Here is a 15375-nt window from a genome sequence, read left to right on the forward strand (position 1 = left end):
TTACAACCGTTTTTTGCCACAGCCACATTCGATACTTGCGATCATGGCAAAAGACACACGTTTCAATGCAATTTATGCTATATTGTTCCTCACTTTTTGTGCATTTATTGAGACTGAATTTTGACCGAACAAGTTACTCAAACCTTTACCTTGGAACCGCAAGATAACGAGCGTTTACGTTCGTTGTGTGGCGCAGGGGACGAACACCTTTCTTTAATCGAAAAATATTTCAATCTTTCCATTGCTCGTCGAGGTTTTACCTTTACATTGCAACCGCAAGAGGAAAATCCATCGGCAGATGTTCAGCACATCGTGCAAAGTGCGGTGGATTTAATTCGCGATTTATATGCGCAAACCGCGCCGGTGCGTGGGCAGATAAAAGAGTTAGATTTGGAAGATGTGCACATCGCGTTGGTGGAAAGCCGTATTTTAGAACAAGATACCGAACCAACCCCTTCTGAAAGCAAGGTGTACAGTACAACGATTAAAACCAAACGGGGCTTAATTAAGCCGCGCGGGCCAAATCAAATTCAGTATTTGCACAATATTTTGCGTTATGACATCAGTTTTGGTATTGGGCCTGCCGGCACGGGCAAAACCTTTTTAGCGGTGGCTGCTGCAGTAGAAGCCTTAGAACGGCAGGAAATTCGTCGTATCTTGTTGACCCGCCCTGCGGTGGAAGCCGGTGAAAAACTGGGTTTCCTGCCGGGCGATTTAGGACAAAAGATCGAGCCGTATTTGCGACCGCTCTATGATGCATTATTTGAAATGCTAGGTTTTGAGCGAGTACAAAAACTCATGGAGCGCAATGTCATTGAGATTGCGCCGTTGGCATATATGCGTGGGCGAACTTTAAACGACAGTTTTATTATTTTGGATGAAAGTCAAAACACCACCGTGGAACAAATGAAAATGTTTTTGACCCGTATTGGCTTTAATTCGAAAGCGGTGATTACCGGCGACATTACCCAAATCGACTTGCCTCGTTCGCAAAAATCCGGTTTGCGACATGCCATTGAAGTGTTGTCCGGCGTGGAAGAATTAAGTTTTAATTACTTCGACAGCAAAGACATAGTGCGCCATCCGGTGGTGGCGAAAGTGGTGCAAGCGTATGACGCTTGGGATGCGAAGGAAGAAATTCGTCGTCGCGAATTGGCGGAGCAACGTAAAGCAGAACGTGAAGAAAAAGCCGAGCGCGAAGAATAAACTGAGAGAGAAGAAAAAGTGCGGTCAGAAATGACAACGAATTTAGGAGAGCAACATGGGTAAGATGATCATTGATTTACAAATCGCTTGTGAACAAGAAACCGGTTTGCCAACAGCAGAACAAATCGAACAATGGGCGACAGCCGCAGTACAACCGCAGAGTGATGAAGTGGAAATGACGGTGCGCATTGTGGATGAAGCGGAAAGCCATGAATTAAATTTGAATTATCGTGGCAAAGATCGTCCGACCAATGTGTTGTCTTTCCCTTTTGAATGCCCTGATGAAGTGGAACTGCCGTTACTCGGCGATTTGGTGATTTGCCGCCAAGTGGTAGAGCGTGAAGCGCAGGAACAAGAAAAACCTCTCATGGCGCATTGGGCGCACATGGTAGTACATGGCAGCTTGCATTTGCTTGGTTATGATCATATTGAAGATAATGAAGCGGAAGAAATGGAAAGTCTGGAAACCCAAATCATGACGGGGCTGGGCTTTGCGGATCCGTATTTGAGCGAGAAATGAGCCGAGAACTCCTCATTTTAGTGGGCGAGGATGACTTCCTTGCCCACCAATTAAATCACAACCTTTCACTTAAAAGTGCGGTCTGGATTGGCGATGTTTTGCCGCACTTTGCCACCCAATCCTATTTTCCTTTTAGCAAAACGAAAAATCTGCTCGGCAGTGAATTTCCTGCCATCATTTATGACGCACGACAAGGCATTCACTTGGATGCCCTCGCCATGGCGGCGGGCACGTTGCAGGACGGTGGTCTGCTATTATTATTGTTGTTGAATCATTGGGCAGATTTAGCTAACCAACCCGACAGCGACAGCCTGCGTTGGTCGGGCGAAAAACACGCCATAAACACACCGAACTTTATCGCCTTTTTGCAGGAAAAAATCGCAAAATACAATTTTCCTGTTTATCAAAGCATGCCCTTAACGCTTGCCTTGCCGATACCTCAAAAAGACCGTTCAACCCATTGTCAGCCAACCTTAGAACAAGCCCGTTTATTGCAACAAATGGCAGAAGCTGAGGAAGCGATTTTAATCGTGACGGCAAAACGTGGGCGCGGAAAATCGGCGTTGGCGGGCCTCTTTGCCAAACAGCAACAGGCACAAAACCAGCCAGTGATTCTCACCGCACCGAATAAAAGTGCGGTCAATATTTTCAATGAATTTGCCGGGGCGGAAATCACCTTTATGCCGCCTGATGAACTCAGCCAAAACCTCAGCGATGAGCCACAGCAATTTGCCACCCATTGGTTGTTTGTGGACGAAGCGGCGATGATTCCGCTAGACATCTTATTTCGTCTAACTAAGGCTTTTAAACGGGTTGTGTTGACGACCACCATTCACAGCTACGAAGGCACGGGCAGAGGCTTCTTATTAAAATTCATGGCGAAAACCGACCGCACTTTGCGTCATTTTGAACTGTTTACGCCGTTACGTTGGCAGGCGGATGACAAACTGGAAGCGTTTATTGACGACCTGTTGCTGTGCAATTGCGAAGATCGTCTGCCACAACCGCCTTATGATGGGGGGCTTGCGGAGCAGATCCAAATTTCTCATTGTGAACGGATTCCTCATGATCAAATTGAATCCGTTTACGGCTTGCTGACCTTGGCGCATTATCGAACCTCGCCTTTGGATTTACGCCGTTTATTGGATGCACCACAGCAGCAATTTTACCTTGCTCAAGCACAGGATTCCTTGCTTGGTTGCGTATGGGCGGTGCCGGAAGGCGGGATGGAGGACAACACGTTAATTCGCCAAATTCGACGTGGCGAACGTCGCCCGCGTGGCAATTTGGTGGCGCAAATGTTGTGTTTCCAAGCCGGGTTGGAAGAGGCGTGTGAATTGTGCTCTCTGCGCATTTCCCGTATTGCCGTGCAACCCAAATGGCAACAACAGGGGATTGGACAACGTTTAATTGCGCAGATGAAACAACAGATAAAACAACAGAATGTGGTGGATTTTCTTTCCGTCAGTTTTGGTTACACGCCGGAACTGCTCGCATTCTGGCAAAAGTGCGGTTTTGTTTTGGTGCATTTTAGCGAAAGCAAAGAAGCCAGCAGCGGCTGTTATTCTGTGGTGGCGTTGTGCCCCTTGAGTGAGGAAGGGCGAGCATTCGTGCAACAGACGGAAAAACAATTTCAACGCAATTTGCCCCTTTCTTTACATCCGTTGGCAACACAGTTTGCTCGAACAGAAATAGATTGGATGCTGGATAGCACGGATTGGCGATCGTTAAACGATTTTGCTGATTTTTTCCTGCCGTTATCTTCTGTCTTGCCGTCGATTCGGCGTTTAATCAAATCGGCAGGCGAATTGCCTTTCCCGTTGTTAGTGGATTATTGCAAACAGCCGGAAAAAAGACCGAATAAAAAAACGTGGTTAGAAAATTGTCGTTTGGAAGTGAGGAAATGGTTGCAAAAAAATGCCGTCCTTTTATGATAACAATCTCTTAACAATTTAAAATAAAGCTAAAAAAAATAAGGAAACAAAAATGAGCGAAGAAGGCAAAAAAAGTTGGGTGAAACGCGCGTGGGAAGCCTATTCTGATTTCTGTAAAGAAGCGGGTATTGAGCAAGGCACTTGCCGTGGCTGCGTGCCGGTGGTGAAGTTTGACGAAGATGCCGAACCGAAAGACAAAAAAGAACAGAAAGAGGAAAGCGCTCGCTAAGATTAGTATGCCTAGGGGATGAATTCCCCTAAGTATGACACTGTTTTTTTATACAGACTTTTATTGGAAATCCCCCTTGTTTGAGCTAAACTAGCGACAATTTTTTTAATATATTGTCGTTTTATGCAAACTCCATTTTTTCACATCGAAATTCCAACCCAAGCACAAGATCATAAAATTTTAGCCAATATTTTGCCCGGCGCGGATAGCCTTGCCGTGAGTGAAATTGCGGCGCAGTTTAACGGGCTAACCGTCGTGGTGACGAACGACACTCGAAGTGCGGTGCGTTTAGAAAAAGAATTAGCGCAACTGAGCTCACTTAACGTCACTTTTTTCCCTGATTGGGAAACCTTGCCTTACGACGGTTTTTCGCCTCATCAAGATATTATTTCTGCCCGCCTGAGTGCTTTATTTCATTTACAGCAACGCAAGCGAGGCATTTTCATTTTGCCGATTGCCACCTTAATGCAACGCGTTTGTCCGCCCTCTTATTTACAACATCGAGTATTACTGATTAACAAAGGCGACCGTTTTGTCATTGAAACACTTCGTTTGCAATTGGAAAAATCGGGTTATCGCGCGGTGGAGCAAGTGTTGGAGCATGGCGAATATGCGGTGCGCGGTGCCTTATTGGATCTTTTCCCGATGGGAAGTGCGGTGCCTTTTCGCTTAGATTTTTTTGATGATGAAATTGATTCCATTCGCACTTTTGATGTGGATACTCAACGCACGTTGCAGGAAATCGATCAAATCAATTTGTTGCCGGCACATGAATTTCCAACGGATAGCCAAGGCATTGAATTTTTCCGTAGCCAATTTCGCGCGGCGTTTGGTGAAATTCGACGGGATCCGGAACATATTTACCAACAAATCACCAAAGGCACGTTGGCGGCAGGGATTGAATATTGGCAGCCCTTGTTCTTTGAAGAAATGGCGACCTTATTTGATTATTTCCCGGCGAATACGCTGTTTATTACCGGCGAGCAAAATCAAACGCAGGGTGAGCGTTTTTATGCGGATGCAGAACAGCGTTTTGAGAGCCGCCGTGTCGATCCGATGCGTCCGTTATTGTCGCCAGATAAACTTTGGCTGCGTATTGATGACGTAAATCATCACTTAAAACACTATCCTGCGATTGCGTTAAAAACGGAAAAAGTGCGGTCGTCCGCACGGCAGAAAAATTTGGCCATTACGCCCTTACCGCCACTGACCATTCAATCGCAACAAAAAGAACCGTTACATCAGTTACGCCAATTTATTGAGCATTTTAAAGGCAATATTTTATTTATTGTGGAAACGGAAGGGCGTCGTGAAACCTTGTTAAGCCTGCTTGCACCGCTAAAACTGAAACCAAAACAGATTCATACGTTGCCACAAGCGACGGAAGAAAAATTAGCTTTAATGGTTAGCCCGTTGGAGCATGGTTTTATTATTGAGCAGGATGTGCCGCTTGCCATTATTTGTGAAGCGGAATTGCTTGGCGAACGTGTACAGCAACGGCAACGGGATAAATCCCGCACGGTGAACCCTGATACCTTGATTCGTAACCTTGCCGAATTGCAAATCGGTCAGCCTGTTGTGCATTTGGATCATGGCGTGGGGCGCTATGGCGGTTTAGTGAGTTTAGAAAACGGCGGCATTAAAGCAGAATATTTATTGTTCAATTATGCTAACGACTCGAAATTGTATGTGCCGGTGGCATCGTTACATTTAATCAGCCGTTATGTGGGCGGTGCCGATGAAACCGCGCCGTTGCACAAGTTAGGCTCCGAAGCCTGGGGCAAAGCGCGCAGTAAAGCGGCGGAGAAAATTCGTGATGTGGCAGCAGAGTTATTGGATGTGTATGCGCAACGTGAAGCCCAAAAAGGCTTTGCCTTTCAATATGATCGTGAGGAATTCCAACAATTCACTGCTACATTCCCATTTGAAGAAACCCATGACCAACTCATGGCAATTAATGCCGTGATTTCCGACATGACTCAACCGAAAGCCATGGATCGCCTTGTGTGTGGCGATGTGGGTTTTGGTAAAACGGAAGTGGCGATGCGTGCCGCCTTTTTAGCGGTGATGAACCACAAACAGGTTGCCGTGTTGGTGCCGACCACCTTGTTGGCGCAACAACATTTCGATAATTTCAAAGACCGCTTCGCCAATTTGCCGGTGAACGTGGAAATGTTATCTCGCTTTAAAACGGCGAAAGAGCAGAAACAGGTGATTCAGGATTTAGCCGATGGCAAAGTGGATATTCTGATTGGCACCCATAAAATCATTCAAGGCGACGTGCAATTCCATGATCTGGGTTTATTGATTATTGATGAAGAGCACCGTTTTGGCGTGCGCCAAAAAGAAAAAATGAAACAACTGCGCGCCAATATTGACATTCTCACCCTGACCGCAACACCGATTCCGCGTACGTTAAACATGGCGATGAATGGCATTCGCGATCTTTCCATTATTTCTACGCCACCGGCACGCCGTTTAACCATTAAAACATTTGTGCGTCAAACGGATGAGTTGGTGATTCGTGAAGCCATTTTGCGTGAAATTTTGCGTGGTGGGCAGGTGTATTATTTGCATAACGATGTAGCGAGCATTGAAAATACAGCAGAAAAACTGACCGTACTTGTACCGGAAGCGCGCGTGATTGTGGGACATGGGCAAATGCGCGAACGTGAGTTGGAACGCGTGATGTCAGATTTTTATCATCAACGTTATAACGTGCTGGTGTGTTCTACGATTATTGAAACCGGTATCGATGTGCCGACGGCCAATACCATTATTATCGAGCGTGCCGATAATTTTGGTTTGGCACAGTTGCACCAGTTGCGCGGACGGGTTGGGCGTTCTCACCATCAAGCCTATGCGTATTTGCTCACACCGCCACCGAAACTAATGACGAAGGATGCGCAAAAACGCTTGGAAGCCTTAGAAAGCCTAGACAACCTCGGTGCCGGCTTTATTTTGGCCACGCATGATTTGGAAATTCGCGGCGCAGGGGAATTGCTAGGCAACGAGCAGAGCGGACAAATTGAAAGCATCGGTTTTTCTCTTTACATGGAATTATTGGAACGTGCGGTGAAAGCCTTAAAAGAAGGCCGCGAGCCGTCATTGGACGAACTGACGCAACAACAAACTGAGATTGATTTGCGGATGCCGTCGCTATTGCCGGAAGATTATTTGGGCGATGTGAATATGCGTTTGTCTTTCTATAAACGCATTGCCGGTGCGGAAAATACCGAAGCATTGGATGAATTAAAAGTGGAGCTTATCGACCGTTTCGGTACATTGCCACAAGCTACACGGAATCTGTTGCAAATTGCGCAATTACGACTGGATTTGAAACCGCTCAATGTCATTCGCTTGGATGCGAATGCGCAGGGCGGATTCATCGAATTTGCACCGAACGCCGATTTAGACCCGATGATCTTTTTACAGCTAATCCAACGCAATCCGGCGGTTTATCGTTTTGACGGCCCACATAAATTCCGCTTTACCAAAGATTTAACGGACTACAAAGTGCGGTTAGAGTTTGTGACGGATTTGGTCAAAGAATTAATTAAGAAAGAAAGGGGATAAGTTTATCTCGATGAGTTCTTATCATTGGCAAAGCGAAGGTTGAGTTTTGCCAATTTAAGAAGTAAATCTAACGCGAGATAAATGCTAAGTAAAAGACATGTAAAAAGGCGCTAAGTTTTCACTTAGCGCCTTTTCTGAATATGGCGGAGGAATAGGGATTCGAACCCTAGGAGGGCGTAAACCCTCGCCGGTTTTCAAGACCGGTGCCTTCAACCACTCGACCATTCCTCCGTGTTTTGAGCGAGGTGAATAATACGGACTTTGCTATATCAAGTCAAGCAGTTAAATAAAAGATTCTATTTAACTGCTTTATTTTCAAACGACTAGTTTTCAGACTCGGCTTTTGTTGGTTCCGCATAAACATGGCTAATTGCCGTATGATGTCCTGCAGCGCCTTTACCGTAGAAATAATAGCGGGATTCTTGCCATTCTTGCACCGGATATGTTGTGATTGGCTCATCCGAGGCTTTCGCTAATGTCGCTTCCGCTTTAGTGTGAGCTACCGCAGAGAAGGTTCCAACACGTCCATTGAACACATAAGTGCGGTCAATTTCGGCCATAAATTTCACATCATGCTCAGCTTTCGGTTCAAGCTGTTCTGCGATTGCCGCAGTTGGTTCTGACGTCACGTTATTGTTTAAACGTTCTAAGGACGCCTGAATTTTTTTCTCAACAGACTCATTTGCCGGTTGGGTAATAAACTCAGTTAACGGCTGAACTTCATTTTTTGCTTTCTCAACGATCATATCTAATGCTGGAACCGTAATGCTTTTCTCGGTTTCTGCAGTTGATTGATTTTGTTGTTCAAGCAATTCATCAACAGATAAGAACGGTGTTTCTTTTGGTTGATTGACTTGTGTCATATCGATCCAAACTTTACCGCTGGCTAATTCAGGAGAAGCGACCGCAGCAAATAACGGCATTGGTGATTTTTCCTGTTGGTTGCGACGACGTTGATTATTCACGCGTAAATGGCGTGGTAAACGACGTTGACGGGAATTATCACGACTGCGCTCAGTTTCGTTTGGCATTTCAGCCACTTCTGCTGACGTAACAGTTTCTTCGGCATCGCGCACAACATGTGTATTTTCAGCAAAGGAAATGTTTTCTGTTTGAGAAACCGGAAGCTCATTTGTTTCATCATAAAGGCGGACTTTTTTGCGTAAGTCGCGACGTTGACGACGTTGTGCAGGTTCAGCCTTTTCTTCGGTAACCGGGGTAGAAGATTCAGGTTTAATGATTTCTTCAATCACCTCAGGTTTACGATTACGTTTAGCGTTGCGATCTTGATGACGATTTCTAACCTCAGATTTATCTGCACTTTGTTCTTCAACAACGTTTTCCACGTTTTCGTTGCGAACACGACGGTTGTTACGGCGATCTTGATTGCGACGATTACGGTTATTACCGTTTCTGTTATTCGAACGAGATTTTTTATTTTTCTCTTCCTGTTTTGGCTCAGAAACAAATAAACCTTTTAACGCGGCGAATAAACGGCTTAACAAAGATGCTGCTTTCGGCGCTTTACGTTCAACCGGCTCCGGTGCTGGCATTGTAATGGCCAAAGAAACTGCCGCACTTTCCACCGCCGGTGTTTCTGCCGGTGTTGCTTCAATATTACGAGAAACCAACGATTCCTCTGCAGCAAAGGTTTCGTCTTGATCTTGATGTAATTTTGCCAAATTGTAGCTTAACTCATTCACTTCTTCGCCATCACGAACACGGAATACACTGAAGTTCGGTGTTTCCATGGCTTCGTTTGGTACCACGATAATATCGACATCATGGCGTTTTTCGATGCTATGAATAGCTTTACGTTTTTCGTTTAATAAGTAAGAAGCAATTTGTACCGGAACGATGGTGTGAACCTGTTTGGTATTTTCTTTTAACGCTTCTTCTTCCAATAAACGCAAGATAGAAAGTGAAAGTGATTCATTATCACGGATTTTACCGGTGCCTTGGCAACGCGGGCAGACGTGATGAGAGGATTCACCTAATGACGGACTCAAACGTTGGCGTGACATTTCCAGCAAACCAAAGCGGGAAATGCGGCTAATTTGAATACGTGCGCGATCTTGTCGCACCGCATCGCGAATGCGGTTTTCCACTTCACGCTGATGGCGCACCGGCGTCATATCGATAAAGTCGATCACGATTAAACCGCCCAAGTCGCGTAAACGAAGTTGACGTGCAATTTCATCCGCCGCTTCAAGGTTGGTATTTAACGCGGTTTCTTCAATATCGCCGCCACGGGTAGAACGTGCGGAGTTAATATCAATGGCTGTCAACGCTTCAGTGGCGTCAATGACGATAGAGCCACCGGAAGGTAAACGCACTTCACGTTGGAAAGCGGATTCAATTTGGGATTCGATTTGATAATGACTGAACAGCGGTACTTCGCCTTGATACAATTTCACTCGATTAATGAAATCCGGGCGCACTAATTTGATGTGTGCTTTCGCTTTTTCATAGACTTTCGGGCTATCAATCAGAATTTCGCCGATATCACGACGCAAATAGTCGCGAATCGCACGCACGATAACATCACTTTCTTGGTGAATTAAGAACGGCGCAGGGCGGCTTTCTGAGGCTTGTTTGATCGCCTCCCAATGGTGCAATAGCACTTTTAAGTCCCATTGCAATTCTTCCGGCGATTTACCTACACCGGCGGTACGCACGATTAAACCGACACCTTCAGGCACATCCAAAGAACTCAAGGCATCTTTTAATTCCAAACGCTCATCACCCTCAATGCGACGAGAAATGCCACCCGCACGCGGGTTGTTTGGCATGATCACCAAATAACTTCCGGCTAAGGAAACAAAGGTTGTCAACGCAGCACCTTTATTGCCGCGCTCTTCTTTGTTCACTTGAACAATAACTTCTTGTCCTTCAGAAATAATATCGCGAATATTCGGACGACCTTGATAGACATAATCTGCAGGGAAATATTCACGTGCAATTTCTTTTAACGGTAAAAAACCGTGACGTTCTGCGCCATAATCCACAAAAGCAGCTTCTAAACTCGGTTCAACGCGAGTGATTTTCCCTTTGTAAATATTGGCTTTTTTTTGTTCGTGTCCTGGGCTTTCAATGTCCAGGTCAAATAAGCGTTGTCCATCGACTAACGCAACGCGCAACTCTTCTTTTTGAGTTGCGTTGATTAACATTCTTTTCATTCGTTTTCTCTTTTATCGAAAGGGGTTATCCCCTAAAAATACGTCATCAAAAATGACCGCACTTTGCTTAGTCGCCGACCTCGTGTCTGTCGCAGAATGTCCGTCTTCCCGACTGTCATCTGCTGGGTGCATTGGCAACCTTATTCACACTCATATCATCTTGATATGTGAATAAAAACAAAACCGGTTAAAAAATGGTTTGCAAGCCGTCGCTCATATTGATGGTTAAAAATCATTGTAATAACAATGTCTTATGCCGGATGCTGCATTGTATTCTATCAATGATAACGTGTTTATTTTAAAGCCTTTTTTATGACTCAAAAAGGCGCATTATTATCGCTTGAATGGGGATTTTTAGCAAGGCGTTTCAGCCTTTTGTGACGATTCTTTGCAACATTCAAACTCGCCGTGCAATATGCTATGATGCACGCCAATTTTTCTGTAAAAGATCGTAATAAACACAAGATGAATGAAAAAGTAGTTAACTCGAACGTGCAATTTCTCACCATAAGCGATGATGAAGCCGGTCAGCGATTGGATAATTTTCTCCTCGCGCGCTTAAAAGGGGTGCCTAAAAGCCTGATTTATCGCATTGTGCGTAAAGGAGAAGTGAGAGTGAATAAAGGCAGAAGCAAGCCGGAATATAAATTGCAAGCTGATGATGTGGTGCGAATTCCACCGGTACGTGTGGCAGAAAAAGCACAGGAAGCCGTTTCTCATAAACTCACTAAAGTCGCTCAATTAGAACAACACATTATTTTTGAAGACAATTACTTATTGGTGCTTAATAAGCCTTCCGGTATTGCCGTACATGGGGGAAGCGGGCTTGATTTTGGCGTGATTGAGGCACTACGCGCACTCCGCCCTGAAGCCCGTTTCTTGGAATTAGTTCATCGTTTGGATCGCGATACTTCGGGGATTTTATTGGTAGCGAAAAAGCGTTCTGCTTTACGTCATTTACATGAACAGTTGCGTGAAAAAACGATCCAAAAGGATTATTTGGCGCTAGTGCGCGGTCAGTGGCAATCACACTGTAAAGTGGTGCAAGCACCGCTGTTGAAAAATGAGCTGTCGAGCGGCGAGCGTATTGTAAAAGTCAGTGAGCAAGGTAAACCGTCGGAAACCCGCTTTTCTGTAGAAGAGCGTTATGTTAGTGCCACCTTGGTTAAAGCGTCACCGGTCACGGGGCGAACCCATCAAATCCGCGTGCATACGCAATATGCCGGACATCCTATTGCTTTAGATAGTAAATATGGCGACAAAGTATTCGATCAACAAATAGCGGAATTGGGCTTGAATCGTTTATTCTTGCATGCGTATTCTATTCGTTTTGAACATCCGCACAGTGGTGAAACGTTGCGTTTGACAGCGCAGTTGGATGATAAAATGAAAGGGATCTTAAAACGGTTGCGTGAAATGAAGTAAAGTGCGGTAGATTTTCCGTGTATTTTGAGAATACTGAAAAAAACGACCGCACTTTAAACGGCAGAAAACAAAAACGCCAAGCAAAAGCTTGGTGTTTTTATGTTTAAATTAAATATTTTGATTGATAAATGCAGCCAATTGATTTTTTGGTAATGCACCTACTTGAGTGGCAACCGGTTTACCGTCTTTAAATAAAAGTAATGTTGGGATACTGCGCACACTGAATTGCATTGGGGTCGCTTGGTTGTCATCAATATTGATTTTCACAATTTTCACTTTACCATCAAATTCGGCTGCCAAATCGTCAAGGATTGGGGCAATCATTTTGCAAGGGCCACACCATGGTGCCCAGAAATCTAATAATACCGGCACGTCTGAATTTAATACGTCTGCAACGAAAGTCGCATCGCTGGAATGTAATACTTCACTCATATTCTTTCCTTAATTTGTTAATGTCTTGTTATTTAAAACTTGCGCATAATAACATAGCGCATAGGGAATAACATGTATTAGTTTAATCGTTAAAAGCTAAGAAGGCAAAACTACATTGTCGCAAGGCTTGCCTTTACCGATGGTGTAAATATTCGATAAGGTGACGTCAGCAATACTGGTGAGTGCTTCTTCTGTTAAAAACGCTTGGTGTCCGGTCAGCAATACGTTGTGACAGGAGGATAAACGACGGAAAACATCGTCTTGAATCACTTCGTTTGATTTATCTTCAAAGAATAAATCCCGTTCATTTTCATAAACATCCATGCCTAAAGCGCCGATTTTACGTTGTTTTAACGCATCAATAGCTGCTTGCGTATCAATGAGCGTGCCACGGCTAGTATTGATGATCATCACGCCGTCTTTCATTTTGGCAAAGGCATCACGGTTGAGTAAATGGTAGTTTTCCGGTGTCGCCGGACAGTGTAATGTAATCACATGAGCGCGATGATAAAGTTCATCCAAGGTGACATATTCCGCGCCTAACTCTTCTGCTAGGGGATTTTTAAACGGATCGTAGGCTAAAATTTGCATGCCAAAACCTTTGAGAATGCGAATCACGGCAAGGCCGATTTTCCCTGTGCCGACTACGCCGACGGTTCGGCCATGCATGTTAAAACCAATCAAACCTTCCAGAGAAAAGTTGGCTTCACGAGTGCGCTGGTAAGCACGATGGATGCGGCGATTTAATGTCATCATTAAACCGACAGTATGTTCTGCCACGGCTTCCGGGGAATAGGCCGGCACGCGAACGACAGTTAAACCAAGTCCTTGAGCAGCTTTTAAGTCTACGTTGTTAAACCCGGCGCAACGTAAGGCAATAATTTTTACCCCAAGTGCGGCGAGTTTTTCCAACACTTTTCGGCTGCCGTCATCATTCACGAAAATACATACGGCTTCGCAGTGTTCCGCCATTTTGGCTGTGCGTTCACTGAGCATAAAATCGTAAAATTCCAACTCTAAACCATACTTAGCGTTAATTAACTCTAAATATTTTCGGTCGTAACTTTTCGTACTATATACTGCAACTTTCATTTTGCCCTCCCAATACGTTAAGTTTATTTAAATTGTGCGAATGCCTGTGCTAAATCTGCTTTGATATCTTCTATATTTTCTAAGCCAACGGAAAAACGTAAAAGATCATTGGTGATCCCACGTGCAATGCGTTCGGCTTCTGGAATGTCCATGTGTGTTTGGGTCGCCGGATAGGTGATGAAACTTTCTGTGCCACCAAGGCTTTCGGCAAAGGTGATGAGTTTAATTGCTTTTAAGAACGTATTTACCCAAGCTTCATTTTGCAAGCGGAAAGACAACATACCACCTTTGTTTGGGTACAACACATCTTTTACTTGTGGCTGTTGACGTAAAAACTCAGCAACGGCGGTCGCATTTTCTTGATGACGTTGCATACGAAGAGCCAAGGTTTTCATGCCACGAATGGTTAACCAAGCGTCAAATGGCGATAACACAGGGCCGGCACCGTTCTGAATATAAAACAGTCGATCGCAAAGTTCTTTTCCTTTGGCTACGATTAAACCGACTAAAACATCATTGTGTCCGGCAAGGTATTTTGTGCCGCTGTGAACCACAATATCCGCACCATGTTCCATCGGGCGGAACAGCACCGGCGTTAAAAATGTATTATCAACAATAAGCAGTAAATTATGGCGTTTCGCAATTTGTGCAATCGCATCTACATCGCATTCTTCCATCAGTGGGTTGGACGGTGTTTCAATAAAAATCGCTTTCGTATTCGGGGTAATTGCGGCTTCAATATCTTGCACAGAAGCGGTGTTCACATAAACCGGTTTAACACCATGGGTGTTTTTATAACAAAAATCCAATAAGCGATAAGTGCCGCCATAGACATCACTGGAAACAATCCATTCATCCGGTGCGGTAAATAACGACATCAATAATTGAATAGCCGCCATGCCGGAAGAGCAGGCAAATCCGCGTTCACCTTTTTCTAACTGAGCGATGGTTTCTTCGAGTACGGCACGCGTTGGATTTTTGGTTCGGGTATAGTCAAATCCCGTGCTTTCACCAATGCCATGATGGCCGTAGGCGGTAGAAAGAAAAATCGGGGTGGAAACAGCGCCTGTACGTTCGTCAGTGCGATTTCCTGCTTGGGCTAATAAGGTATCAATTGCATATTTTTGTGTCATAAATTCTCCGAGAAAATAAAAAAATTTTGCACCGCACTTTAAGAAAAAATGGATTTCATTTTGGCATAAAGCATTGTGTGTTGAAAGGGGATTTTTCTAACCGTTTGATTGAACAAATGAAAATTTTTGTTTATTGAATTTAAATCTTTTGCAGTTTTTTTCAACAAACACACTTATTTTTTTAATTGTTTGTTGACAGCGGGTCATAAGTCAGTAAAATGCACCGCACTAACAGCAGATGCGGGAATAGCTCAGTTGGTAGAGCACGACCTTGCCAAGGTCGGGGTCGCGAGTTCGAGCCTCGTTTCCCGCTCCAAACTAACGGCGTGTTAGCAAAGCGGTTATGCACTGGATTGCAAATCCATGTAGCTCGGTTCGACTCCGGGACACGCCTCCATAACCATCCAACGCAGTTAGTGAATCACTCAGCCCGAGTGGTGGAATCGGTAGACACAAGGGATTTAAAATCCCTCGCCTTTCGAGGCGTGCCAGTTCAAGTCTGGCCTCGGGCACCATTTTATGGTAGAGAAAATAACAGTAAGAAACAGTCGCGAGAGCGGCTTTTTTTGTGCCTGAAATTTGTTACCGTTCTAATTGTTGTAAAAAAATTCCTAAAAAAAGACCGCACTTTAAGTTTTTATTGATACTT

General features: G+C 44.6%; 10 protein-coding genes and 4 tRNA genes. 9 read left to right on the top strand and 5 right to left on the bottom strand.

What is annotated here, in order from left to right; all coding sequences use genetic code 11:
* Positions 1-120 precede the first annotated feature (120 nt).
* The 5 genes from DK415_RS00835 to mfd all read left to right on the top strand — a co-directional run bounded on the left by DK415_RS00835 (position 121) and on the right by mfd (position 7465).
* The gene (locus tag DK415_RS00835; RefSeq protein ID WP_109432029.1) at positions 121-1206 is read left to right on the top strand and encodes a PhoH family protein; all 1086 of its coding nucleotides are present in this window, start codon (positions 121-123) and stop codon (positions 1204-1206) included.
* 55 nt (positions 1207-1261) lie between these two features.
* On the top strand, positions 1262-1726 hold the full coding sequence (gene ybeY / locus DK415_RS00840; protein WP_109432030.1) for an rRNA maturation RNase YbeY: 465 nt from the start codon (positions 1262-1264) through the stop codon (positions 1724-1726).
* Complete coding sequence (locus tag DK415_RS00845; protein ID WP_109432031.1) at positions 1723-3660, top strand: tRNA(Met) cytidine acetyltransferase TmcA; 1938 nt, start codon at positions 1723-1725, stop codon at positions 3658-3660. The genes ybeY and DK415_RS00845 overlap by 4 nt, the downstream gene beginning before the upstream one ends.
* 52 nt (positions 3661-3712) lie before the next feature.
* Positions 3713-3889 (top strand): DUF5363 domain-containing protein, encoded by a 177-nt coding sequence (locus DK415_RS09445; RefSeq protein ID WP_160309761.1) that lies wholly within the window; start codon positions 3713-3715, stop codon positions 3887-3889.
* A 123-nt stretch (positions 3890-4012) separates the two neighbouring features.
* The gene (gene mfd / locus DK415_RS00850) at positions 4013-7465 is read left to right on the top strand and encodes a transcription-repair coupling factor (RefSeq protein WP_109432032.1); all 3453 of its coding nucleotides are present in this window, start codon (positions 4013-4015) and stop codon (positions 7463-7465) included.
* Positions 7466-7606: 141 nt separating this feature from the next.
* Here mfd and DK415_RS00855 read toward each other — a convergent pair.
* Positions 7607-7696, bottom strand: a tRNA-Ser gene (locus tag DK415_RS00855).
* Positions 7697-7788: 92 nt separating this feature from the next.
* Complete coding sequence (gene rne / locus DK415_RS00860) at positions 7789-10644, bottom strand: ribonuclease E (RefSeq protein WP_109432033.1); 2856 nt, start codon at positions 10642-10644, stop codon at positions 7789-7791.
* Positions 10645-11109: 465 nt separating this feature from the next.
* On the opposite strand from rne, the gene rluC reads away from it, so the two are divergent.
* Positions 11110-12069, top strand: coding sequence for a 23S rRNA pseudouridine(955/2504/2580) synthase RluC (gene rluC, locus DK415_RS00865; protein WP_109432217.1), 960 nt, complete (start codon positions 11110-11112; stop codon positions 12067-12069).
* A 108-nt stretch (positions 12070-12177) separates the two neighbouring features.
* Here rluC and trxA read toward each other — a convergent pair whose 3' ends face one another.
* The 3 genes from trxA to DK415_RS00880 all read right to left on the bottom strand — a co-directional run bounded on the left by trxA (position 12178) and on the right by DK415_RS00880 (position 14726).
* Positions 12178-12501, bottom strand: a complete 324-nt coding sequence (trxA, locus tag DK415_RS00870) for a thioredoxin (RefSeq protein WP_109432034.1) — start codon at positions 12499-12501, stop codon at positions 12178-12180.
* Between the two features lie 96 nt (positions 12502-12597).
* Positions 12598-13593 carry a 2-hydroxyacid dehydrogenase gene (locus tag DK415_RS00875; RefSeq protein ID WP_109432035.1) on the bottom strand — a complete coding sequence of 332 codons (996 nt, stop codon included), beginning with the start codon at positions 13591-13593 and terminating at the stop codon, positions 12598-12600.
* A 23-nt stretch (positions 13594-13616) separates the two neighbouring features.
* The gene (locus DK415_RS00880) at positions 13617-14726 is read right to left on the bottom strand and encodes a methionine biosynthesis PLP-dependent protein (protein WP_109432036.1); all 1110 of its coding nucleotides are present in this window, start codon (positions 14724-14726) and stop codon (positions 13617-13619) included.
* Positions 14727-14966: 240 nt separating this feature from the next.
* On the opposite strand from DK415_RS00880, the gene DK415_RS00885 reads away from it, so the two are divergent.
* The 3 genes from DK415_RS00885 to DK415_RS00895 all read left to right on the top strand — a co-directional run bounded on the left by DK415_RS00885 (position 14967) and on the right by DK415_RS00895 (position 15241).
* Positions 14967-15042: transfer RNA gene (locus tag DK415_RS00885), tRNA-Gly, on the top strand.
* Positions 15043-15049: 7 nt separating this feature from the next.
* Positions 15050-15123 (top strand) — tRNA-Cys (locus DK415_RS00890).
* A 31-nt stretch (positions 15124-15154) separates the two neighbouring features.
* Positions 15155-15241 (top strand) — tRNA-Leu (locus DK415_RS00895).
* Positions 15242-15375 lie beyond the last annotated feature (134 nt).

It is taken from the genome of Aggregatibacter segnis, assembly GCF_003130075.1.
Taxonomy (GTDB): Bacteria; Pseudomonadota; Gammaproteobacteria; order Enterobacterales; family Pasteurellaceae; genus Aggregatibacter; species Aggregatibacter segnis_A.